General features: G+C 51.4%; 23 protein-coding genes and 3 tRNA genes. 24 read left to right on the plus strand and 2 right to left on the minus strand.

Going from position 1 to position 21110, the window contains the following annotated elements; translation table 11 throughout:
- From C173_RS19220 to C173_RS19260, 10 genes are all read left to right on the plus strand, one after another.
- Positions 1 to 75, plus strand: a tRNA-Glu gene (locus C173_RS19220).
- A gap of 117 nt (positions 76 to 192) precedes the next feature.
- Positions 193 to 275 (plus strand) — tRNA-Leu (locus tag C173_RS19225).
- 279 nt (positions 276 to 554) lie between these two features.
- Positions 555 to 779 (plus strand): ChbG/HpnK family deacetylase, encoded by a 225-nt coding sequence (locus C173_RS35675; RefSeq protein ID WP_442792660.1) that lies wholly within the window; start codon positions 555 to 557, stop codon positions 777 to 779.
- Between the two features lie 209 nt (positions 780 to 988).
- On the plus strand, positions 989 to 1531 hold the full coding sequence (locus tag C173_RS19230; RefSeq protein ID WP_051478182.1) for a GNAT family N-acetyltransferase: 543 nt from the start codon (positions 989 to 991) through the stop codon (positions 1529 to 1531).
- A gap of 59 nt (positions 1532 to 1590) precedes the next feature.
- On the plus strand, positions 1591 to 1863 hold the full coding sequence (locus C173_RS19235; RefSeq protein WP_036727496.1) for a hypothetical protein: 273 nt from the start codon (positions 1591 to 1593) through the stop codon (positions 1861 to 1863).
- Between the two features lie 140 nt (positions 1864 to 2003).
- The gene (locus C173_RS19240; protein ID WP_162174705.1) at positions 2004 to 3548 is read left to right on the plus strand and encodes a response regulator; all 1545 of its coding nucleotides are present in this window, start codon (positions 2004 to 2006) and stop codon (positions 3546 to 3548) included.
- Between the two features lie 2 nt (positions 3549 to 3550).
- Positions 3551 to 5284, plus strand: a complete 1734-nt coding sequence (locus tag C173_RS19245; RefSeq protein ID WP_036727499.1) for a cache domain-containing sensor histidine kinase — start codon at positions 3551 to 3553, stop codon at positions 5282 to 5284.
- Positions 5285 to 5427: 143 nt separating this feature from the next.
- A complete protein-coding gene (locus C173_RS19250; protein ID WP_036727501.1) occupies positions 5428 to 6774 on the plus strand; it encodes an ABC transporter substrate-binding protein in 1347 nt (448 codons plus the stop codon).
- A gap of 2 nt (positions 6775 to 6776) precedes the next feature.
- Positions 6777 to 7706, plus strand: coding sequence for a carbohydrate ABC transporter permease (locus tag C173_RS19255; protein ID WP_036727502.1), 930 nt, complete (start codon positions 6777 to 6779; stop codon positions 7704 to 7706).
- Entirely contained in the window at positions 7703 to 8515 is an 813-nt protein-coding gene (locus C173_RS19260) for a carbohydrate ABC transporter permease (RefSeq protein ID WP_036727504.1), read from the plus strand. The genes C173_RS19255 and C173_RS19260 overlap by 4 nt, the downstream gene beginning before the upstream one ends.
- A 217-nt stretch (positions 8516 to 8732) precedes the next feature.
- Here the strand turns inward: C173_RS19260 and C173_RS35030 are convergent, their stop codons facing one another.
- Complete coding sequence (locus tag C173_RS35030) at positions 8733 to 8930, minus strand: hypothetical protein (protein WP_036697411.1); 198 nt, start codon at positions 8928 to 8930, stop codon at positions 8733 to 8735.
- Between the two features lie 146 nt (positions 8931 to 9076).
- Here C173_RS35030 and C173_RS19270 point away from each other — a divergent pair, with 146 nt between their 5' ends.
- Positions 9077 to 9454, plus strand: coding sequence for a helix-turn-helix domain-containing protein (locus C173_RS19270; protein WP_036727506.1), 378 nt, complete (start codon positions 9077 to 9079; stop codon positions 9452 to 9454).
- Positions 9455 to 9537: 83 nt separating this feature from the next.
- Positions 9538 to 9620, plus strand: a tRNA-Leu gene (locus tag C173_RS19275).
- 119 nt (positions 9621 to 9739) lie between these two features.
- On the opposite strand, the gene C173_RS19280 is transcribed toward C173_RS19275, so the two are convergent.
- On the minus strand, positions 9740 to 10219 hold the full coding sequence (locus tag C173_RS19280; protein WP_036727508.1) for a glutathione peroxidase: 480 nt from the start codon (positions 10217 to 10219) through the stop codon (positions 9740 to 9742).
- A 171-nt stretch (positions 10220 to 10390) separates the two neighbouring features.
- Here C173_RS19280 and C173_RS19285 point away from each other — a divergent pair, with 171 nt between their 5' ends.
- The 12 genes from C173_RS19285 (at position 10391) to C173_RS19340 (ending at position 21087) form a co-directional block, all read left to right on the plus strand.
- The gene (locus C173_RS19285) at positions 10391 to 10825 is read left to right on the plus strand and encodes an organic hydroperoxide resistance protein (RefSeq protein WP_036727509.1); all 435 of its coding nucleotides are present in this window, start codon (positions 10391 to 10393) and stop codon (positions 10823 to 10825) included.
- A 281-nt stretch (positions 10826 to 11106) separates the two neighbouring features.
- Positions 11107 to 11385 carry a hypothetical protein gene (locus C173_RS19290; protein WP_036727511.1) on the plus strand — a complete coding sequence of 93 codons (279 nt, stop codon included), beginning with the start codon at positions 11107 to 11109 and terminating at the stop codon, positions 11383 to 11385.
- 107 nt (positions 11386 to 11492) lie between these two features.
- Entirely contained in the window at positions 11493 to 11912 is a 420-nt protein-coding gene (locus C173_RS19295; RefSeq protein WP_036727513.1) for a thiol-disulfide oxidoreductase DCC family protein, read from the plus strand.
- 195 nt (positions 11913 to 12107) lie between these two features.
- Positions 12108 to 13268 carry a hypothetical protein gene (locus tag C173_RS19300; RefSeq protein ID WP_051478183.1) on the plus strand — a complete coding sequence of 387 codons (1161 nt, stop codon included), beginning with the start codon at positions 12108 to 12110 and terminating at the stop codon, positions 13266 to 13268.
- The gene (locus C173_RS19305; protein ID WP_036727514.1) at positions 13265 to 14536 is read left to right on the plus strand and encodes a CpaF family protein; all 1272 of its coding nucleotides are present in this window, start codon (positions 13265 to 13267) and stop codon (positions 14534 to 14536) included. The genes C173_RS19300 and C173_RS19305 overlap by 4 nt, the downstream gene beginning before the upstream one ends.
- Positions 14537 to 14589: 53 nt before the next feature.
- Positions 14590 to 15390: a type II secretion system F family protein gene (locus C173_RS19310; RefSeq protein WP_155991597.1), complete on the plus strand. Its 801-nt coding sequence runs from the start codon at positions 14590 to 14592 to the stop codon at positions 15388 to 15390.
- 18 nt (positions 15391 to 15408) lie between these two features.
- Positions 15409 to 16281: a type II secretion system F family protein gene (locus C173_RS19315; RefSeq protein ID WP_036727516.1), complete on the plus strand. Its 873-nt coding sequence runs from the start codon at positions 15409 to 15411 to the stop codon at positions 16279 to 16281.
- A 13-nt stretch (positions 16282 to 16294) separates the two neighbouring features.
- Positions 16295 to 16483 carry a Flp1 family type IVb pilin gene (locus tag C173_RS19320; RefSeq protein ID WP_036727518.1) on the plus strand — a complete coding sequence of 63 codons (189 nt, stop codon included), beginning with the start codon at positions 16295 to 16297 and terminating at the stop codon, positions 16481 to 16483.
- The gene (locus tag C173_RS19325; protein ID WP_036727520.1) at positions 16480 to 17145 is read left to right on the plus strand and encodes a TadE/TadG family type IV pilus assembly protein; all 666 of its coding nucleotides are present in this window, start codon (positions 16480 to 16482) and stop codon (positions 17143 to 17145) included. The genes C173_RS19320 and C173_RS19325 overlap by 4 nt, the downstream gene beginning before the upstream one ends.
- 241 nt (positions 17146 to 17386) lie before the next feature.
- Positions 17387 to 19546 carry a hypothetical protein gene (locus C173_RS19330; protein WP_063830934.1) on the plus strand — a complete coding sequence of 720 codons (2160 nt, stop codon included), beginning with the start codon at positions 17387 to 17389 and terminating at the stop codon, positions 19544 to 19546.
- A 13-nt stretch (positions 19547 to 19559) separates the two neighbouring features.
- Positions 19560 to 20552 (plus strand): TadE/TadG family type IV pilus assembly protein, encoded by a 993-nt coding sequence (locus tag C173_RS19335; RefSeq protein ID WP_036727521.1) that lies wholly within the window; start codon positions 19560 to 19562, stop codon positions 20550 to 20552.
- A gap of 25 nt (positions 20553 to 20577) precedes the next feature.
- Positions 20578 to 21087: an A24 family peptidase gene (locus tag C173_RS19340; protein WP_036727523.1), complete on the plus strand. Its 510-nt coding sequence runs from the start codon at positions 20578 to 20580 to the stop codon at positions 21085 to 21087.
- Positions 21088 to 21110: the final 23 nt, after the last annotated feature.

The raw sequence follows: 21110 nt of genomic DNA on the forward strand, positions 1-21110 counted from the left end.
GGCTCGTTGGTCAAGGGGTTAAGACACCTCCCTTTCACGGAGGTAACATGGGTTCGAATCCCATACGAGTCACCATTTCTTCTTCGAATGTATGGGATGAGAATCCTTGGGTTCGTTGGAGCATAGGCATCGTTAGGAATACTTCGCAATCTCGTAACGGAGTGGAGAGTATCCCATACGAGTCACCAATATGCGGTAGTGGTGGAATGGCAGACACGCTATCTTGAGGGGGTAGTGGGTGTATACCCGTGGAGGTTCGAGTCCTCTCTACCGCATAATAGGAATGAGCAGAGACCTTTGGTTATCCAAGGGTCTTTGCTTTTTTGTGTTAGCTGCTGCGCCGGGGGAAGGGGTTCATGCCCCACAGCCAGTAACATTGATTGAGGAATGATGCAAGAAATGCAACAATACTGCTCCATAGAAGGCGGTCTATGCTGAAGTCCTGCACAAAATACAACAAATCCAGCGCTAACTTGATCTAACCACCGAAATTTGTGCAAATCATGCAACATTGTACTTCATTGAGTAATCGATATAGATGAATCTTGCAAGAAGTGCAACAATTCTCTATACAAGCGGCCGGTGAGGGAAGGCATCAGCATCATTCATATAGTCCAGTATTTCAAGAAAGGCCATTGAAAAGTCTAATCAATAAGGATGGTAAATTCCATAATGACATTTCGTATATAGAGGAAAATGCTGATGATGAAGAAGTTAGAATTGAATTAGAGGCTCAAATACAAAGTGCAACTATGTTAGGAGTTGACTTTTCGCATTAGAATTAATTCAGGAAGAAAACGTGGGATTGAGTATCTATTACTAATAGACCCAGATATTAAGAAAGTGCTTAAAAAAGAGAATATTAATTTAATCTCATGGAAAGAAATACGTGATTTACAAAGAATTCTAACTTGATCAAGCTATAGCTGGTGACAATTACCTGAAACCTTTAGAATGGAGAAACGAAGATGAATGAAAGGGAGATCCTATGTTACTGGAAACGGAAAGGTTAATTGTTCGTGGATTTTCAGAAAACGACTGGAGCGATTTACACGAGTATTTGTCATTGGAGCAGGTGCTGAAATACGAGCCTGGCGGTGTAAGCGGTGAAGAGGAATGCAAGAATATGGCCAGGGAACGTGCGGAAGGAGATTGTTTCTGGGCAGTTAGCTTGAAGGAGACCAATAAAATGATCGGTCATGTTTATTTTGGGCAACAAGAGCCTGCTGAATTTAAAACATGGATGATAGGTTACATCTTCAACCCTAATTATTATGGAAAAGGCTATGCCACTGAGGCTTGCCAAAGAATTTTAAAATACGGGTTTGAAGAATTAGGAATTCATCGGGTGGTGGCTATGTGTAATCCTGAGAATGTGTCTTCCTGGAGATTGCTGGAGCGATTGAATATGCGCCGTGAAGGGCATTTCAAGAAAAAAGCCTTTTTCAAAAGAACAGATGACGGGCAGCCTGTATGGCATGATGCGTACCAGTATGCAATTCTAAATGAAGAGTGGAGTTCTATCGTATAATCCTATCAATCTTGGAGACAATACTAGTAAACGCCTTACCTGGGAGGTAGTCTACGGTAATGAATTACTCTGAGATCTATGATCTTCACCTTCAATTGTTAAAAGCTTATTCTGCTCATAACAACAGAGAGTACACGGCCTATCAAAGGGAAATCGATTACTACACGAATCAACTGCGTTTTGCTGAGGATATGGTGCAGAGGATCTTCGTTCTGAACCAATTGGTCAAGCTGCATGAGAAAGAGCGGGAGGACTTGATCCGGTGGTGTTCAGAAGCATATTTTCATAAAAATTACGATGTTAACGACTCACCGGACGGCAGTCTTGGATAATGCCGGCCGGTGAGTTTTTTGTGTGGAAGACTAGGGCTATCTGCAATTCATTTAGGAATCCATTTCCATTGACAGCCCTTCCATGTTCCGTTATACCTGCATATATATCAGGATTCGACAGGGACGGGAGGATTTCTACAGTGGATTCATTAATTTCAGTCATGCTCGTAGATGATGAGCCGCTTGCACTTGAACATGTATACCAATCGGTTCCGTGGGAGGAGAACGGCTTCCAGGTGGTCGCCCAGGCGACCAGCGGGCGAATGGCGCTGCGGATGTTCGAGGAATTACAGCCGCAGATTGTCATCACCGACATCTCCATGTCGCCGATGGACGGCTTGGAGCTGGGGCGGCATGTCGTCCAGCTTGCCCCTAGAACACGGCTGATCTTTCTGACTGCTTACCGGGATTTCGACTATGCCCGCCAGGCGCTGGAGCTGCGCGCGGCCCATTATCTGCTGAAGCATGAGATTAGCCGTAACCGCCTGCTGGAACAGCTGAAGCTGCTGAAGGAAGGTCTGGCAGCGGAGGCCGCCGAGGAAGAAGGGCACGGACATGCGCTCCATATCCTGCTTAAGGATATGTTAGCAGGCAAGTATCAGGCTCCTGTAGGAAATCAGGAATCCCGTCTGCACCGCCTCGTCGCAGATTATCAGCAGGGTCAGCCCGGACTGCTGTATTTCGAGCTGGAGGCTGCATTGAAGCTGGACGGCAGCCGGAGTAATGCACGCAGTACCACTGCCCTGGTATGGAAGAATATCGAAGAAGAGATCCGCCTTCAGTCAACGGACTTGGAGGAGCTTCAACTTCTGGAGATGGATGAAGGCGGATACATCCTGCTGCTGAAGTTATCCTCTTCCAGCAGTCTGCTGCTCCAGCACTATAACTTGCGGCAGCTCGCGGCCCAAGTTCTGCTCTGCCTGGAGTCTTTCTATCGGGGGAACCTTCCCAGAGTGATCCTATCCGCAGGTAATGGCGCAGAACTGCCGGACCTCAGATATGCGGCGATGAGGCAGGCTTATGATTATTCTGTGTTTTTGCCGCCAGGTGCTGTATTTCTGCTGGAGCAAGCTGCTTCTACTCGGGAAGCTACCTGTATTGCCCAAGAGGTCAGGCAATACCTGCTATCCCCGGAACGCAGCCTGCTGGAACGGCTGAAGACCGGTCTGGACCACATCGCCACCCAGGCCTACTTGGGAGATTTGCGCGCCGTCATGGGTGAGATCAGAGGTGCATGCCGCAAGGACGGAAGCTTCGCCATAGACCAAGAGCTGGGCACAGACGCGCGGCAAGTAGTTAACAGCTTGTACCGGATTCTCGAAGACTGCTTGCAGCAGCCGCAGAGTCCGAAGCAGTATTCCCGCTGGGTGAACAAAGCGATGGAGTATGTTGCCGGGAATTACGCCGATCCCGATCTGTCCCTGGAGACGGTCGCAGGCCATCTGCAGATCAGCAGCATCCATCTGAGGACAACCTTCAAGCGGGAGACGGGCCAGTCCCTGCTCGACTATACGACGGAATATCGGATCGGGCTGGCGAAGCAGCTCCTGCAGACCGGTGAGTACAAGATCTACGAGGTATCGGAGAAGGTAGGGTACAAAACCAGCCAATACTTCAGCCAGGTCTTCAAAAAAACCACGGGTATACAGCCCAAAGATTTCCTGCAACAGAGGGGCAGGGAATAGCGATGCGAAAAATTAAAAATAAAATTCTTGGCAGCGTGATTCTGATCGTTACGCTGTCGGTAACGGCCATCAGTGCCCTGGCGTATGAGCAGTTCTCTTCGATTCTCGAAGCGCAGGCCCTGCGTGAGGATACCATCCATCTGGAGCAGACCACGAATCAGATGAACCACCTGATTGATGATGTGCAGAAATATGCCGCCAATATGGTCAACGATGAGCTACTTCAGCAGTTTGCTGCAAGGTTGAAGTATTCCTCTACGTATGACGAGCTTAGTGCATACCGCGATGTGGTCACTCAGCTGACCAAATTCAATGTGCTGCGGGACTACCTTGAGAGCTCGGCCATCGTCCGCTCTGATGGGAAGATTTTCTGGTCCTCGCTGTATATTGATCCGTATTTTGAACGGCTGCTGCAAGAGGACTGGTATCAGGATGCCTTGAAGAACAATGCCAAAAGCGGGTTCACAGCCCCCCATCTGATCCAGGACCCCGAGAGCAAAAAAATTGTCAGCTTCTTTATCCGTTTTGATCCCCAGTATGGCGGAGTGTTGCTTTTGAATATTGATTACGCAGCTTTTGAGAGTCTGTTCCAGTACTTGGGCCAGTCCTTCGACCAGGTAGCCTGGATCGGCCCGGGTCATTCGCTGCTCTATCAGCAAGGCATTACAGCAGACTCTCCGGCTGTGCCGATGCTGAGCGCTGAGGGACCGGACGTTCAAGTCATTAAACATGACAAAGGGTATTACCTGGCCAGTGCTTTTGAAAAATCGGACTGGTCTGTCTCCACGTTTACCTCCAATGAACGTTTCTATGAATGGGTGGGTTATATTGTCCGCTACTGGGCCGTCTTCCTCGCCTTGTGTCTGGTGCTGTGCTTTCTGCTGTTTCTTCCGATTATCTCCAATATTATCCGTCCGATTCTGCAGATGACCAAAGCGATGAAGCAGGTGTCTATGGGCAACTATAATGTTCAGCTCTCGTTCCGCAGCAATGATGAGCTGTCTGTGCTGAAGAATGGTTTTGAGACGATGCTTGGCGATATTGAGCGGCAGATGAGTGAGAAGGTGGAGCAGGAGCGCTGGAAGCGTAAAATGACGGCCGAGCTGCTGTTCGCCCAGATCAACCCCCACTTCATCTACAATACCCTGAACACCGTGGTATATCTGGCCCGCAAAAAGAATTACGCCGCGATCGAAGAGATGGTTGAATCCTTCATTGGCATTCTGCATGATGCTGTCAATATCGGCGATGCTGGTCTGTATATCACGGTGGAGCAGGAGATGAACATTATCAATCACTTCGTTACCATTCAGAAGTACCGGTATGCCGACCGGTTCGAGGTAGTCTGGAGCGTGGAAGAACAGGCGAAAGGGGACTATATTCCAAAGAGCCTGATCCAGCCGCTGGTGGAAAATGCTATTTTCCATGGATTTGCGGAGAAGGAGTCTGTAGGCCGTATTGAGATCATTATCCGTAAGCGCAGCGGAAGGCTGCTGATTTCGGTCAGAGATGACGGCTGCGGGATGAGCCAGGAGAAGGCGCAGGCCATTACGAATGGAACCCTGCCGCCGGCGCGACTTCGTTCAGGGGCGATGAAACAGATTGGACTGTGGAATATCCGGGAACGAATCGAGTATTTGTACGGGCAGGAAGGCCGCCTGGTCATCCGTTCAAGTGAGCAGGGAGGCACCAGGGTATCGGTTCTTCTGCCCTCACGGCCGCCATCGGCGGAGTGAGAATACTATCATTATTTATACAAAATCATCGGATCGTCTAATTGTTGGGCGATGCCTTCAAGCTTATAGTACTACTATACAGACGGACGGAAGACATTACAGGAACCGCCCGCTGTCACAACAGATGCAAGGGGGATCTTAATTTGCACAATCTATTCAGTAAAAAAGCATCGGTTATAGCGCTTGTCTTAACGTTATGCTTCACCTTGGTGCTGGCCGGCTGCGGTAATGGAAACAACAACGCTTCCGGGGACTCCAGCGGCGCAAGCCCTGCGAACACCTCAAGCGATCCTGCAAACGCTTCCGGTAAATTAACCGTGTGGGGCTGGGACAAAGCCTGGTTCGAGGGCACCGGAGCCAAGTTCAACGAGAAGTTCCCGAATGTCAAGCTGGAGTTCGTTGAAGTATCGGCGGGGGATTATCTGAAAAAAATTCAGACCTCTATCGCTGCAGGCTCCGGTCTGCCGGATATTATCTGGGGAGAAGCGGCCTTCCGCGGCGCTCTCTATGAGCTTAACGTACTGCAAAGCTTGTCCGAAGAGCCCTACAAATTCGATACCTCCAATCTGCTCGACTTCGAGCTTCCGCTGCTGACGAACAGCAAGGGAGAGCTTGTCGGTCTGGAGCAATCCGGCTCGCCTGGAGCACTGGCTTACAAGCGTGATCTGGCTAAAGAATACTTCGGGACAGATGATCCTGATGCATTGACCGCCATGTTCACCGATTGGGATACCTTTATTGCCAAAGGCAAGGAAGTCTATGAGAAAAGCGGCGGCAAGACCTTCATGCTGGGAAGCCTGATGGATGCGTATACCATCCTCTCCAACCAGGGTACAACTGCAGTTGTAGACGGAACCAAGGTGAATACTCAAGAGCTGCTTAGGATCTTCACTCAGCTGCAGTCCATCCGCGACAATAACGCAGAGGGTAAGCTGGCAATGTGGTCACCCACCTGGAATGCTTCGTATTCGCAGGACAACGTAATCTTTTATCCGTCGGCGAACTGGTCGCCAGAATTCGTAATCAAGCCTAACGACAAGGCCAGTAATGGCCGCTGGGGTCTGATGGTGCCTCCGGAAGGCGGATATCCATACGGCGGTACTACTATCGGTATTTGGAAGGACAGCAAAAATAAAGATGCGGCCTGGGCGTATCTCAACTGGCTGTTAGGCACGGACGAAGGCGCTGAAGCCAACTTCGCCGTCTCCGATTACATTTTGCCGCTGAAATCCTTCTTCAAGGATACCTCCAAGCTATCTTCCGGGGCAGATGAATATTTCGGCGGGCAGGATCTCGGCAAGTTCTGGGTAGAGAAGGTGTTCCCGAACATGAAGTCCAAAGCGGTGACCAAATACGACCAGGATATCTACAGCTCCTCTGAGCTGGTGCTGCAGGTCATGGCGCAGGATAACAGCTTCGATGCCAAGCAGGCCCTGGATAAGTGGGAAGAACAGCTGAAGAAGAATCATCCTGAGCTGACTTTTGAATAACGATGCAGAAATCTAAAGGAATTAGCAGCAAAAATAAATGGCCGTACCTGTTCATCACGCCTTATTTCTTATCCTACGCCGTACTGAGCTTGTTCCCAATTCTCTTCACTCTATATATCAGTCTTACCGACTGGGATTTGTACGGCAACCGGAATTTCATCGGATTCAGCAATTACACGCAGTTATTTTTCCATGATGCCTTCTTCTGGAAATCCCTGCTCAATGTCATGATCTTCATGGCGGTATACCTTCCGGCCCTTGTTCTTATGGGAATGCTGGTAGCCAGCCTTATCGAGAGCAAGCTGATCCGCCGCAAAACCTTGTTCCGGCTCAGCGTATTCAGTGCCTATATGACGACCCCGGTCGCTGTCGGGATTATCTTCTCCCTGTTGTTCGACTGGCAGGGCGGGTTCTTCAATAATATGTTGATGGAGCTGGGCATTATTCAGGAGAAGATTAATTGGCTGGGCTCGGCCAGTTCCTCCCGCTGGGTAGTCATTCTGATGGTCTTCTGGAAAAATCTTGGGTATTTCGTCATGTTCTACACGGCGGGGATGGCCAGTATTGATACTTCCATCTATGAGGCCGCAGTCATTGACGGAGCCTCTTCCAAAGATGTGTTCACGCGCATTACGATTCCGCTGCTGAAGCCGATCAACCTGTTCCTGATTATTACCTCCATTATCAGCGGCCTCCAGCTGGTGGAAGAACCGATGCTGCTGTTCAGCGGCTGGGCTTCCGGCTCCAGTATGGTAGGGGGGCCAGATGGGTCCACCTTCACACCGATCTGGTACATGTTCGATGCTTCCTTCAACGGCAGTGCATTCAAGTACGGCAAAGGGGCAGCGATCGCTTACGGCACCTTCCTGTTCATCGCCTTGTTCTCGGTGGTTGGCATGAAATGGATCAACAGGGGCGGTGACGACAAATGAGAGCAAAGAAATTCTTTACCGTATTGCTGCTTAGCCTGATCGCTATCGCGTTCCTGTTCCCGTTCTATATGATGATTGTGATGGGAACCTACTATTCCGAGGACCTGTTCAAGCAACTGCCGATTCTGCCCAGCGGTTATCTGCTGGAGAATCTGAAGACGATTATGTCTGCCAGCTTCCTGCGGAATTATTGGAACAGCTTCTATGTTGCCGTGTTGTTCACCCTGGTGACGGTTGGGGTGGCCTCGATTACAGGGTTTGCTTTTGCCAAATATGAATTCAAGGGTAAAAATGCGCTGTATGGCTTCATTCTGCTGACGATGATGATTCCGGGGCACCTGGGCCTGATTGCTTATGTTATGGAGATGAAGTGGTTCCACCTGAACAACACCCATGCGCCGCTGATTCTGGCCGGACTGAATAATGCCTTCGGCGTATTCTTCATGACCCAGTTCATCCGCTCCTCCGTTCCGACGGAGGTCATTGAAAGCGCGCGGATTGACGGTTGCTCGGAGCCGGGTATTCTTACAAGAATCGTTGTTCCGTTCCTCATGCCGGCCATCAGCACACTGGGGCTGATCTCCTTCCTCGGGTCCTGGAACGGCTATCTGCTGCCGCTGGTCACGATCAACAAGCCGGAGCTGTACACGCTGCCGCTGGGCATTGCCAATCTGTCCACCGTCTTCCGCACGGATTATTCAGCTAGTATTCTGGGGCTTACGCTGGGTACACTGCCGCTGATTATTCTCTTCCTGTTCGGCTCGAAGACCTTGGTCAGAGGACTCACCGGCGGGGCGGTCAAAGGCTAACTCACTAAATTAGGTAAGAAACCGGAAAAAACAGGAAAGAAACCTCTCTTGTGGTGAAATGGAGTACGCTCAGCCATTTCACCGGAGAGGTTTTTTTGTGTATTAACAGAGTGCGCGGGAAAAGAAGGATTTTGCCAGGATAAGGTAGAATAACAGTAGCTACAAGAAGAATAATGCCGGTCGGCCCACACATGGAGAACTGCTGCTCCAACTGGAACTAAGATGGCGGCAGATTCAATAATTCAGCTACTTGACGGCGGTATCTGTCTGCCTTGCGCGTACCGTGAATCAGGTTGGACAGCCGATAGGGTGGGATGTCATGTAATTCACAGAATTTCTTCTGATCCAAGTGCAGTTCTGCCAGACGTTGCTTAATGGCCCAGCCGTAGGCAGTAATAGGGCGTTTGCTGTTCAGATTGCTCACCTCGTATCGACTATCCAGCCGGTATGATATAAAATAGGTAAAGATATAATAATAGTTAATTATATACTTTTTTACGTCATTTTTCAATAAAAAATAACGTTTTTACGTATTATATTTTTTGGGGAGGCAGTTGACTGATGCAATCCATCTATGAACGTATTGAATTATTGATTAAGCGGCAAGGAATTACGAAGAAATCCTTCTGTGCACAGCTCGGAATCAGCACCGGCAATATGGGAGACTGGAAGCGTGGCAAATCTACGCCTGGCACACATAAGCTGATTGAGATTGCTGCATTTTTTCATGTAAGCTTAGATTGGCTGATCCTGGGCAAACAGCCCCAGACGATTCAGGAAAGCGGCGAGGATTATTTTTTTGGCCAAATGCGGCAATTGAATTGCCAAACGGAGGAGCTGCTGCCGGAGGAAAAGAACTTTATTAAGGAATATCTGGCCTTTACCAAGTATCGTAAGGATAAGGACAAGGATCAGGATACGAAAGGCGAAAATTCTTAAGCTGGTACCTTTACTTTTGAGCGCAACCGATTTATAATATTGAATGTTGGCCTCAAACAATGCTTCAACGTTAGATACACCGCGCGGTAGTGGTGGAATGGCAGACACGCTATCTTGAGGGGGTAGTGGGTGTATACCCGTGGAGGTTCGAGTCCTCTCTACCGCATATTTTTCATAAAAGCCGAGATCCTTGATCATTCAAGGGTTTCGGCTTTTTTTTGAACTCAAAAACACCCTTCGCACGGAACTAATCCGGGTATGAAGGGTGTTTTTGTTGAATCCGCTCTAGCGCAGCAGCTTCTCGATATCCTCTTCGATCTGATCCGGTGTTGTCTGCGGGGCGAACCGCTTCAGCACACGGCCTTCCTGGTCCACCAGGAACTTGGTGAAGTTCCATTTGATACTCTTCGAGCCGAGTACTCCTGGTGCCTCTTTGGACAGATACTTGAACAGGGGATGGGCGTCGGCGCCTTTGACGTTGATTTTCTCGTACATCGGAAAGGATACACCGTAATTGATCTCGCAGAACTCGGCAATATCCTCGCTCTCACCTGGCTCCTGTCCGGCAAACTGGTTGCTGGGGAAGCCCAGAATCTCAAAACCGCGGTCTTTGAATTTATCGTACACTTCCTGGAGACCCTTATATTGCGGGGTGAGTCCGCACTTGCTGGCTGTATTCACGACGAGCAGAACCTTGCCTTTGTACTTGGAAAGTGATTCTTCCTGGCCCCGCAGGGTGTTGGCTTCAAAATCATGGACATTCATGAATGATTCCTCCCGAACATTGATTTATCACAATTTAATTGTACACTATTCACCGCCGGAAGCAAGTTTTAAAAGGTAACAATCTGCCGGGTCGTTTCAAAAATGTGAGGTTGTTTAAGTTAAGTGTAAGTGTTCTTACAAAATTTGTGTTAAAAAGGAGAGATTTTAAAGATGAGTACATTGAAACTAAAACCCCTATATACTGCTACAGCCAAGGTTCGCGGAGGCCGTGAAGGTTCGGTGGAATCGTCCGACGGAGCGCTGAAGCATGATCTCAAAATTCCGAAGGAGCTTGGAGGTCCTGGTGGTGCAGGGACAAATCCGGAGCAGCTGTTCGCGGCAGGTTATGGTGCGTGCTATGAGAGTGCCCTTGCTAATATTGCCCGTAAAGAAGGCGTAAAGCTGCAGGATGTCGAGATTACCTCGAATGTGCTGATCGGCAAGGACGAGAGCGACGGAGGCTTCAAGCTGGCCGTGAAACTGGATGTGAAGCTGCCGGGCATTGAACGCTCTGTGGCAGAGGATCTGGCTAAGAAAGCCCATGATTTCTGCCCGTACTCCAAGGCGACCCGCGGAAATATCGAGGTTGAACTGAACGTTCTGTAGAGATAGATAGCAATGTTCAATTGAATAGCATGCGTATTCGTAAGACCAGACAAGTTAATGTCTGGTCTTACGTTATGTAGAGCCGCAGAACCACGGGTAGGAATGGACAAAGCTGGGAATAATGGCTAAATAGAGTCTGAGAAGGCCGGAAGTGTGGTAAATAGCTTGCAGGAGCCTGTACTTTGGTTGACATCACCCCGGAAATTCTTTAATATGTCTAAGTATCTGTTAATGTCGCGCGTGCTATTAACTACCAAAAATTTAAATAATGGGTGATGAAGATGTCTTACAAACCGAGTATTACGAATGTGACCAAAGCCAGCAGCAATGATAAGGAAGGATTGTACGAGTTCATTATCAAGCTTGCTGACGGAACGGAGTGCCGCGCGTTCTACAACCGGTTTCCGGAATGGAAAATGACGAACATCAGCCGCCTGCTCAAGACTCCTTGTCCGGTATGCCGCAAAGATTTCATCTGCAAATGCATGGAATCCTTCACTGCTGATTTCGAAGAGCAAATGACCGGGGACGAATGGATTAACAAGGCAATTGCTGAATAATTAGACGAACGGACGTTGTAGGCGCGGGAGCTATCCCGCGTTTTTTGCTTTTTTTTCAAAAGGGGATATGAATGTTACACTATGCTTAAGAGGAAGGGGGCGGCGATGTGACTGAAGAGCGGAAGGAAGTGCAGGGCGAATCTATTGTGCTGATCGATGGGGTCTGTCATCTGTGCCAGGGAATTGTCCGGTTCATTATTCCGCGTGATCCCAAGGCGCACTTCAAATTCGCTTCCTTGCAGAGTGATGCGGCCCGGGAACTGCTTAAGGCAGGCGGTCTACCCGAGCAGCAATTAGACACTGTGGTGCTGATAGAGAACGGCAAGTATTATACGAAATCGGCAGCAGTGCTGCGGATTGCCCGCAGACTCCGGTTCCCGTGGCCTGCCGCATATGTGTTCATCCTAATTCCGGGACCGCTGCGTAACGCTATGTACAGGATTGTGGCCAGGAACCGCTACCGCTGGTTCGGCAGGGATGAGCAGTGTCTGCTGCCGACACCGGATATGAAGCGCAGATTTCTGTAGCCGGTAAGGGGGATTCTGAGGGATTCTCTCAAATAGTGGTGAAAAAGTTATTGCTGACTTCTTATATCTATGCTACTATAGCAGTAAATTACAGGAACAGTAACGGAAGCACCGTTCAATGACCGTATTCACGGTTATTGGCGGTGCTTTTTTGCTGTTCTTTTTCTTATGTATTCAAGAGAGGAAGAGGAGTTCATGACGGCAAGAATCGTGCTTGCAGTCCGGGAGAGCCAATATATTGAACCGCTACTGCATTATCTGCACCATAGCGAATACGCGGAGATGCTTCGGATTACGGCTTTCAGCAGACTGGACGCTTTTATGGAATTTATGACAGGCGATGAGCTGCCGGATGCGGTAGCCGGGGACCCGTCCTTCATTGAAGCCTGGCTGGTGGAAGGGAGAAGTACAGTTCCCTGGGCAGTCTTAAGCGAAGGCGGAGAATTGCCGAATGGGCGGGATCTGGCAGGGGGAAGGCATATTGCCAAGTATCAGGCACTGCCGTCGCTGCTGGAAGCGATTCTCCAGTTGAGTGATCTGAAGCGGGTCCGGACGACTGCTCTGCCTAAGGAAGCAACGCTGCTGCTCGGGATTGTCTCGGCTAGCGGCGGCAGCGGCAAAACTACGGTAGCGTTGAACATGGCGAAGCAGCTTGGAGCGGTTGGCCTGTCCGTGTTCTATCTGAATCTGGAGAGTGTGGACAGCAGCGGATTCATTCTGCGGATGCCGGGCAGCCATGTTCCCGGTCTGGAGCGGCTCTTATATGAGCTAAAGGCCGGAGGACCAGAGAATAAGGGAGGAAGAGGGGAGCCGAAATGGACCGATTATGCGTTCAGACATGACAGTCTGCGGTGTGATGCCTTCAGGCCTGTAGAGAATTTCAAGGAGATGCTCCAAATGTCCCGGCAGGACACGCTGGATCTACTGGAGGGGCTGGCTGGAGCCGGAAGCTATGATGTAGTTATTGTAGACACCGGCGCTATTGAGGAGGAGCGGGCCCAGGCTGTTCTGAACAGATGCGGTGTCCTGCTGTGGGTGCTGAAGAATGACCAGGCCAGTATCCGCAAAACCGAACGCTGGCTGGATTATATCGCAAGTCCGCACTCCGGCATGCAGCCCGAGCTGGTGAACAGGAGCCGATTCGTAATGAACGGCTGTACCGGAGCAGAGAATGATAGGCCATTATCCGCAGTACTCCGGCTGGATACTGTACTTCCGTATATTCCATCCTGGGGGTTACAGCATTATGGAGAACTCTGCCTAAGCTCTCCCCTATACATTGACGGCATTCAGCAGCTCTCCAGAGCTATAGTAGAGCCTGAATTGCCTGGGGTGTTCACAGGGATTCCTGTATGAATGAAGAGATGTTCCGCGCCCTGCGCAGCGACATCCGTGCAGGGCTGGATGTGACCTCGGTCATCGGGAATGATGAGCTGGCTGCTTATATCGAACGGATCATTCTGGAGCGGGAACAATTACGCCTCCTGACTGCCCAGGAAAAGCACGAGCTGGTGAAGAAGCTGTTCGATTCCTTCCGGGGGCTGGATATTCTCCAGCCGCTGGTGGATAATCCGGCGATCACCGAGATTATGATCAACAGCCACGAGGAGATCTTTATCGAGGAAGAGGGGATGATCCGCAGGCTGCCGCTGGCTTTTGAATCGGGGAGCAGGCTGGAGGATATCATTCAGATTATCGTCTCCGGCGTCAACCGTGTGGTCAATGAATCCTCGCCGATTGTGGATGCGCGGCTGCAGGACGGCTCGCGTGTCAATATCGTACTGCCGCCTGCCGCGCTGAAGGGTCCGGCAATGACCATCCGCAAATTTCCGGAGACACCGATGACGATGGAGGAGCTGGTGAGGCGTGAAGCGCTCTCGGAGGAAGCGGCTGAGCTGCTGCGGATTCTGGTTGCTGCCAAATACAATATTTTCATCAGCGGGGGTACAGGCTCGGGCAAAACAACCTTTCTAAATGCCCTGTCGCAGTTCATCCCGCCGCAGGAGCGTGTCATTACGGTGGAGGATTCGGCAGAGCTGCAGATCGTTACGGTTCCCAATCTGGTCTCCCTGGAGACCCGGAATGCTAACACAGAGGGGCGGGGCGAGATCACGATCCGTGATCTGATCCGCACTTCGCTGCGGATGCGGCCTAACCGTATTGTCGTCGGCGAGGTGCGGGGCGCTGAATGTCTGGATATGCTGCAGGCGATGAACACCGGCCATGACGGTTCGTTGTCAACGGGGCATTCGAACAGTGCACTGGACATGCTCAGCCGCCTGGAGACCATGGTGCTCAGCGCTGCTGATCTGCCGGTAACCGTCGTACGTCAGCAGCTCAGCTCAGCGATCGATATATTCGTGCATCTGTCGCGGCTGCGTGACCGCTCACGCCGGGTGATGGAGATCAGTGAGGTTGCGGGTATCCGCAGCGGCGAAGTCATACTGAATCCACTATATGAATTTCGGGAGTCGGGCGAACAAGATGGCCGGGTGAAGGGGAGACTTGAGGTCTGCGGCCATCCGCTTCTGCATACAGACAAGCTGCGGATGGCCGGAATCCTTGATTATCCGCTCAAGCAGTATGAGAGCAGAAGCTCTGCGAAGGAGGCGAGTGTACCTTGAACGTCATGAAGAAGAGCGACCGGCATCCCCTAGCAAGGCGACGCAAAGGATTCATGAAGACGACACCGCCCATGCTGCCGGTTAACGCATCTCAAGGGGGAGAGCAGGTGCTGCTGCCGGATTATACCGTATATGAGTTGAACTCCCTGCAAAGATTGCTGGTCATTCTGGGTGCCGGCGCCCTGTTGTTCGGCATTGGTTACCTGTTCTATCACCGGCTGCTCCTGGCGGCACTGCTTGTCCCCGGAAGCGCCTACGGGCCGCGGCTGCTGCGCGAATATCTGCTGCGGCGCCGCCGGGCTGCGCTGAATCTGCAATTCAAGCAGATGCTGTTCTCACTCTCTTCGTCGCTCTCTGCCGGACGTTCGGTGGAGAATGCCTTCCGCGAGGCCGTGCAGGACCTGCGGATGCTTGACCCGGAGGGCGCAAGTGACATGATCTCCGAGCTGAATATCATCTGTGCCCGGATGGAGAACGGGGAGCCGATTGAAGATGCGCTGTATGAGTTCAGCAAAAGAGCAGGAATGGAGGATGTGGAGCGCTTCGCAGATGTGTTCATGGTCTGCAAGCGTACCGGCGGGGATCTGGTTGAGATTGTACGCCGCACATCCTCCATCATCGGCGAGAAGCTGGATATCCAGCAGGACATCGCAGTAAGTATAGCCCAGAAGAAATTCGAGGCGAAGGCGCTGCTGGTCTCTCCGCTGATGATGGTGATGTTCATGAGTCTGAGCGCCGGAGACTATATGGAACCTATGTATACTGGGGCAGGAATAGCGGTATCTACACTGGCGCTGATTGCATTGTTCCTCTGTTACCTCTGGACCCATAAGATCATGGATATTCCGCTGTGAAGGAGGGTGAGTGAAGGGATGTCATTGATCTGTGGTGCGATTCTGCTTCTGCTCGCAGCAGGCTGGCTCATTCTGAGGATGAGATGCGGCAGCCGTTATGCTGCTCTGCGGGAGCTGCCTATGGAAGGCCTGCGGCTGCGGCGGCTGGGTGAGCCTCTATTGTTACTAGTAGAACAGGGCAGAGTCGCCAGTTATCTCCCCTCTGTGATGTTTCGGATACAACGTTCGCTACAGCGGATCTATGGTATGCGCTACAGTGCAGAACGGACCTTACTGTTCATGGGGGAGATGCTTAGCTACAGCTGGCTGCTTGCCGCAGGAGGAAGTGCGCTGACAAGCTTTACGGGAGAGCAGGCGGGAATAATCCTCGGTGGGCTCTTGGCAGTTGCACTCCCGGTGGCGATGGTTAGCGATCTGCACAAAAAGGTACGTGTACGGGAGCAGAATATTATGCTGGAGCTTCCTGAGCTGCTGAACAGTATTGTTCTGCTGGTCGGCGCAGGTGAGACGGTTCAGCGGGCGATTGTCCGCTGTGTGAACAGCCGTCATGGAGATAGCGCCCATCCGCTCTACGCTGAATTAATGAAGATGACAGCTGAATGGGACGGCGGTTACTCCTTCCAGCAGGCGTTCGAGAACTTCAGTAAGCGCTGTGCTGTACAGGAGGTCTCCATCTTCACTACTACAGTGCTGCTTAATTACCGCAGAGGCGGGGCCGACTTTGTTCTGTCGCTGCGGGATCTGTCACGGATGCTCTGGGAGAAGCGGAAGGCGATCAGCCGCACACGCGGCGAACAGGCATCGTCGAAGCTGGTTTTTCCGATGGTGGTTATCTTTTTGATTGTGATTGTGCTGGTGGGAACACCGGCGATTATGATGTTAAAAATGTAGGAGGTAGAGGCGTATGTTAACGCAGATGGCAGAAGGAGTAAGAAGTTTTTGGAGAGATGAAGAGGGGCTGGGAACACTGGAGATGATTCTGATCATTGCTGTCCTGATTGCGGTCGTTCTGGTATTCCGTGAGGAGATTGTGAAGGTGGTTAAGGATCTGATCGGCACGGCCGGAGATAAGAGCCAGGAAGTTTTTGAGTGATTCCGCTGCGGGAGGATGAGGGGAGCTTCACTATCGAGGCTTCACTTCTGCTGCCGATGCTTATGGGGATTACGATGGTGCTGCTGTTCTTCTCCTTATACAGCTATCAGAAGTCGATGCTGCTGCAGATTGCCTCAGCTACTGCGGAGCGGGCTGCATATAACTGGGAGAATAGTAACCGGGCGGTAAGCGGAGAATTCCAGACCGGAAATGTTGATCCGCTGTACTGGAGAATCGGTGAGGATGGACTATTGGCTTCGCTATTCGGTTCAGGAGCAGAGAATGGCAGTACGGCCATTACACTGCCTGGTAATGCTGAAGAAGGAGGGCCCCTGCCGGTAGTGAAGCTGCGCCGGGCATCACAGATGGTGCCTGCCGGATTACAGGGAGAAATGAGCTATGTCTACGGATTGACTGGCCGCAGAATCAGTACGGAGCTGAAGAAAGTGCTACATCTGCCTGTTCTGGACAACCTGCTGGCCGATAGAGCCGCACCTGAGGTATATGCCCGCTCCTATGTTACGGAGCCTGTTGAATTCATAAGAACAGTGGATCTTATGCGTTACTACGGGTCGAAGTTCAAACAGCATTCTTCCGCCGGTAAGGAGGGCACCGGCATGGAGAAAAAGCATGCAGCCCTCATGCTTGATAAGCTGCATTAAGGATGACTGGTGATGGAGCAGCTTGGACTGGGGTGTTCAAGAATAAGGTTAAGGGGAAGTTCGGATGCGTATTTTCAGTCACAGCAGGTGCTTAAGCAAATCGTCTGGCCGGAGCCGCTGCTCGGATTACGGCGGTGATCCTATTAGCAGTAGTACATCCCAAGGCATAGGCAAATGGTCACCGGGATATATTGTCAGATATCTTCGCTCAGCGGAAGGTTCGGTATCTATCTTTCTTATTATGGTACTGGCGTTTGTGTTTCTTTTTAATGCTGTGCTGATCGATTACGCGCGGATTGCGGCGGTGAATGTGCAGGAGGAACGTCTGGCGAGAGCTGCTATACGCTCTGTAATGTCCGCTTATGACATTGAGCTGCGCGAGAACTATGGCTTATTCGCCTTCGGCGGCGGGGACGGCAATCAACTGCTATCGAAGGTGCTTAATGACAATCTGTACGAGAGCGGACGGGGGGATGCGTTTAACCTGCTGCCCGTGATGGTCGATTCCTCTTCGCTGGACTGGAGCCGTCCGCTGGGTACCTATGAGGTCTTCCGGCGGCAGATTATAGAAGAGATGAAGTACAAAGCGCCGGTTGATTTCGCCCTGGAGCTGGCAGGCAAGCTTAAGCCGTTATCGGCGGCGATGACGGAGGCTTCACGGACAACAGAGATACTGGGTGACTTGCAGCCCATATATGATCAGCGTGAGGAAGCGCTGGATCTTATGCTGAAGAAGCGCAAGGAAGCTGCTGACAGTGCGCAGAACCTGCAGAAGCTGCTGATGAATCCTCCGGGTGACAGTATTCCGGCGCGTTCGCTTGCATCCTTGGCCGCAAGCTCCGATATCCCGGCGATGTATGGGGATTATGTCAACAAATATTATGACGATTATTACCGTCCCCCCAAGACATGGCCGAAGTACACGGCAGTGCTATCGCAGTATCAGGTTCAGATTGGTGAAGTAACAGGCAAGATACCGGCAGTGCTGGCGGACTTCCAGGAGAAAAATAGCCGTCTGCTGGATGAAGCAGAGGCTGCACTTGAGCAGGTGAACGCGCTGAACCTTCAAATGAAGAGTGTCATTAATCAGGCGGATGCGGATGCCAGTACTGCGGGGGATGATCCTGCCCATAGTTGGGACATTCCGGACACGGCCGGAGAGCTTAGCTCAGAGCCTCTTAAGAAGCTGAGAGCACAGGTGGAGGGACTTATCCTTCCTCCAGCTGAGCTTAGCGAGCTGGGGAATAACATTGGGGTACAGCGAAGTGCCGCGCTTCCCTTGGAGCCGCTGGTCTCCGGCTTGCCGTCTATATTAAGTACAGCATCCGGGCTGTATGCCGACTATTCTCTTATGAGCGCAGGGGTTCTTAATGCTTCCCGGGCAGTGCACGGCTATATAAGCAGCTACGGGCAAGACGGTACTGTTATAAAGCAGGAAGCGGAACAGATTGAGAACCGCCGCACTGCTGACAGCCAGCGTAAGCAGATAGAAGGGAAGGCGAAGAAGAAGCTTGGCGATGCGATGAAGCTGCTGGATCAGATCCGGGCGCTGGGAAGCAGCGCACATGAAGCGATGGAGCAGTATGGTAGTCTGCGTCAATACTACCAGCAGAATGTGGCCTTTAACGAAGGTCTGGAGCAGGAGCCGGGGGCTACTGTGAATACTGGTGATCAATACGCTGCGGGCAAATCGTCCATGAAAGATATGGATGGGATATATGCTGCTATGGGCAGTGTGCTGGCAGGAGCCAGAGACCGGCTGTACCAGACGGAGTACTCTGCGATGTATTTCCGGCATTTCGATCTGTCTGCGCTAACCTCCCTGGCTTCCGGGTCTGCTGAAGGATTCGGTGAGCAGCTGGGAGAACAGCTGAAGCCGCAGGCGCAAGAGCTGGAATATATTTTGTACGGATTCTATAATCCTGCAGGCAATGTGGCAGCCGCTTATGGTGAGATCTTTGCTCTGCGGCTGGCTGTGCGGACAATGGAAGGCCTGATTGAGAAAGCAGGTATGGGGAATCCGCTTGTCGTTCTGGCCGCCGCACTGCTGTACGGCATTGAGCAGGCTATCCAGGATATGATACAGCTCTGCACCAAGGGGGAGATTCCCTTATCCAAATACATGACCGCACAGCTCAGCTATCGTGACTATCTTCGGCTGTTCCTCCTGCTGCATGGGGGAGGGGAAGAACAGTTATCCCGGATTCTTGCGCTGATCCGCCTGAATACCGGTATCAATCCGGCAGAGAAATATACATATGCCTCTGCCGGGATCACGATGGGGATGCAGCTTTGGTTTCTGCCGGGTGTAGTGAAGCTGGTGAATTACAGTGCCGGTCTGCCAGGAGATGTACGGGGCAAAGTTTATTTCAGACAAGCAGCGGCTGACTTTTCTTACTAAGGGGGAGGGTAGAATGAAGCGGTGGCTGAGGAAATCGCCGGACCCTAAGGATGAAGGCAGCATGGTTGTGGAGGCGGCACTGATTCTGCCTGTGTTCCTGCTATTTGTCCTGTTCCTCATCTTCATTATCCAAATGACCTTGTATTCAACAGCGCTGCAGAGTACGGCTTCTGACACTGTCAAAATAATCTCAACCCATATGTATCCGGCAGCTCTGGCCATGCAGCAGCAGGAGGGCGGAGGTGGGGAGGAAGCCGGAGAAGCAGGTGAGGCTGAGCACTCAGATAATGCGGACTCCTCCACCATCTGGAGCATACCGCGCCTGTCGATAACGGAATGGAGTGAGGATTACGTGGAGAAGCTTCCGCAGCCGATGGAATCCTGGGTCAAGGCTGTGGTCCGGGAGGGAGAAGGGCCGCTGCAGAAGGTGCAGGCGGGAGCATCCGAGGCCGCGCTGGATCTGGTGCTTAAACCGATGCTGCGGCCGTATCTGTCATCGGACTGGCTAGAATATAGCAGAATTCATGTATCTAATGTTACTGTACCTGATCTGAGAAAAGGGACACATCCGTATTTCGGTATGGTAGTCAGCTATGAGCTGCCAATGCGAGTCCCGTTCCTGAATGAAAAAATCGTGCTGGAGGCCAGCGCAGTTGAACGCTTATGGGTCGGCAACACCGATTCAACCGGGGAAGGAAATCCGGCTGAACCTGCTGAGGAGACCGGAACCATTATGATCCTGGAGAAGCCGAATCCGGGAGTAGCGAATCACCAGGGCATTATCAAGGTGAAGGTGCCTCCCGGGGCATCGGCCAATCTGTCGATCTTCTATAAGAGCGGCCAGAGTACTGCCAAGTATCTGGGCTGGAAGCAAGCGGATGAGCAAGGGTACATCGAATGGGAATGGAAGATCGGCGTGAATACTACGCCGGGTACCTGGCCCTTCGTGGTTAGTCTGGCTGATGGAGCTACGCTTCAGGCGACTTTTACAGTGGTCAAAAAATAAAAGAGTAGAGAAAAGAGGAGCACGGATGACGGAATGGGCGTTATGGGGTTGCCTGCCGTTCCTGACAGCAGCATTATTCACAGATATACGCTGGATGAGAATTCCTAACTGGATTACACTGCCTGCGCTGATTGGCGGACTGCTACTGCAGTTGATTATCAATGGCTGGCAGGGGCTGCTGTTTTCACTTTGCGGCAGCGTAGCAGGCTTCCTGCTCCTGCTGATTATGTATTTTATCGGGGCGGTGGGGGCTGGCGATGTGAAGCTCTTTGCGGCTATCGGCGCTTGGACAGGAGTGCTTTTCTCGCTTCAGGTTATTGTCTATTCGGTGCTCTTGGGGGCAGTCGTAGGCTGGATCATCATTCTCTACAGGAGGGAGACAGGACGCAGGCTGCGCAGAATGATAAGCAGAACAGCGGGGTTCCTGCTGCTTCGTAATATGAGTCTCGTCAAGGGCCGGGAGGGAGAGTTGCTTCGGTTTCCTTTTATGCTGGCCGTGTTCCCTGGCTTCATCTGTGCTTATATTTATTTCTGACTTGGAGCTTATTGTTGACAGCT

This window comes from Paenibacillus sp. FSL R7-277, assembly GCF_000517965.1.
Lineage (GTDB): Bacteria > Bacillota > Bacilli > Paenibacillales > Paenibacillaceae > Paenibacillus_AQ > Paenibacillus_AQ silagei.

Coding starts and splice junctions, on each gene's coding strand:
- C173_RS19230 (WP_051478182.1), top strand. CDS start 989: ATGTTACTGGAAACGGAAAGGTTAATTGTTCGTGGATTTTCAGAAAAC.
- C173_RS19235 (WP_036727496.1), top strand. CDS start 1,591: ATGAATTACTCTGAGATCTATGATCTTCACCTTCAATTGTTAAAAGCT.
- C173_RS19245 (WP_036727499.1), top strand. CDS start 3,551: ATGCGAAAAATTAAAAATAAAATTCTTGGCAGCGTGATTCTGATCGTT.
- C173_RS19255 (WP_036727502.1), top strand. CDS start 6,777: ATGCAGAAATCTAAAGGAATTAGCAGCAAAAATAAATGGCCGTACCTG.
- C173_RS19260 (WP_036727504.1), top strand. CDS start 7,703: ATGAGAGCAAAGAAATTCTTTACCGTATTGCTGCTTAGCCTGATCGCT.
- C173_RS19270 (WP_036727506.1), top strand. CDS start 9,077: ATGCAATCCATCTATGAACGTATTGAATTATTGATTAAGCGGCAAGGA.
- C173_RS19280 (WP_036727508.1), bottom strand. CDS start 10,219: ATGAATGTCCATGATTTTGAAGCCAACACCCTGCGGGGCCAGGAAGAA.
- C173_RS19285 (WP_036727509.1), top strand. CDS start 10,391: ATGAGTACATTGAAACTAAAACCCCTATATACTGCTACAGCCAAGGTT.
- C173_RS19290 (WP_036727511.1), top strand. CDS start 11,107: ATGTCTTACAAACCGAGTATTACGAATGTGACCAAAGCCAGCAGCAAT.
- C173_RS19300 (WP_051478183.1), top strand. CDS start 12,108: ATGACGGCAAGAATCGTGCTTGCAGTCCGGGAGAGCCAATATATTGAA.
- C173_RS19305 (WP_036727514.1), top strand. CDS start 13,265: ATGAATGAAGAGATGTTCCGCGCCCTGCGCAGCGACATCCGTGCAGGG.
- C173_RS19310 (WP_155991597.1), top strand. CDS start 14,590: ATGAAGACGACACCGCCCATGCTGCCGGTTAACGCATCTCAAGGGGGA.
- C173_RS19315 (WP_036727516.1), top strand. CDS start 15,409: ATGTCATTGATCTGTGGTGCGATTCTGCTTCTGCTCGCAGCAGGCTGG.
- C173_RS19320 (WP_036727518.1), top strand. CDS start 16,295: ATGTTAACGCAGATGGCAGAAGGAGTAAGAAGTTTTTGGAGAGATGAA.
- C173_RS19330 (WP_063830934.1), top strand. CDS start 17,387: ATGGTACTGGCGTTTGTGTTTCTTTTTAATGCTGTGCTGATCGATTAC.
- C173_RS19335 (WP_036727521.1), top strand. CDS start 19,560: ATGAAGCGGTGGCTGAGGAAATCGCCGGACCCTAAGGATGAAGGCAGC.
- C173_RS19340 (WP_036727523.1), top strand. CDS start 20,578: ATGACGGAATGGGCGTTATGGGGTTGCCTGCCGTTCCTGACAGCAGCA.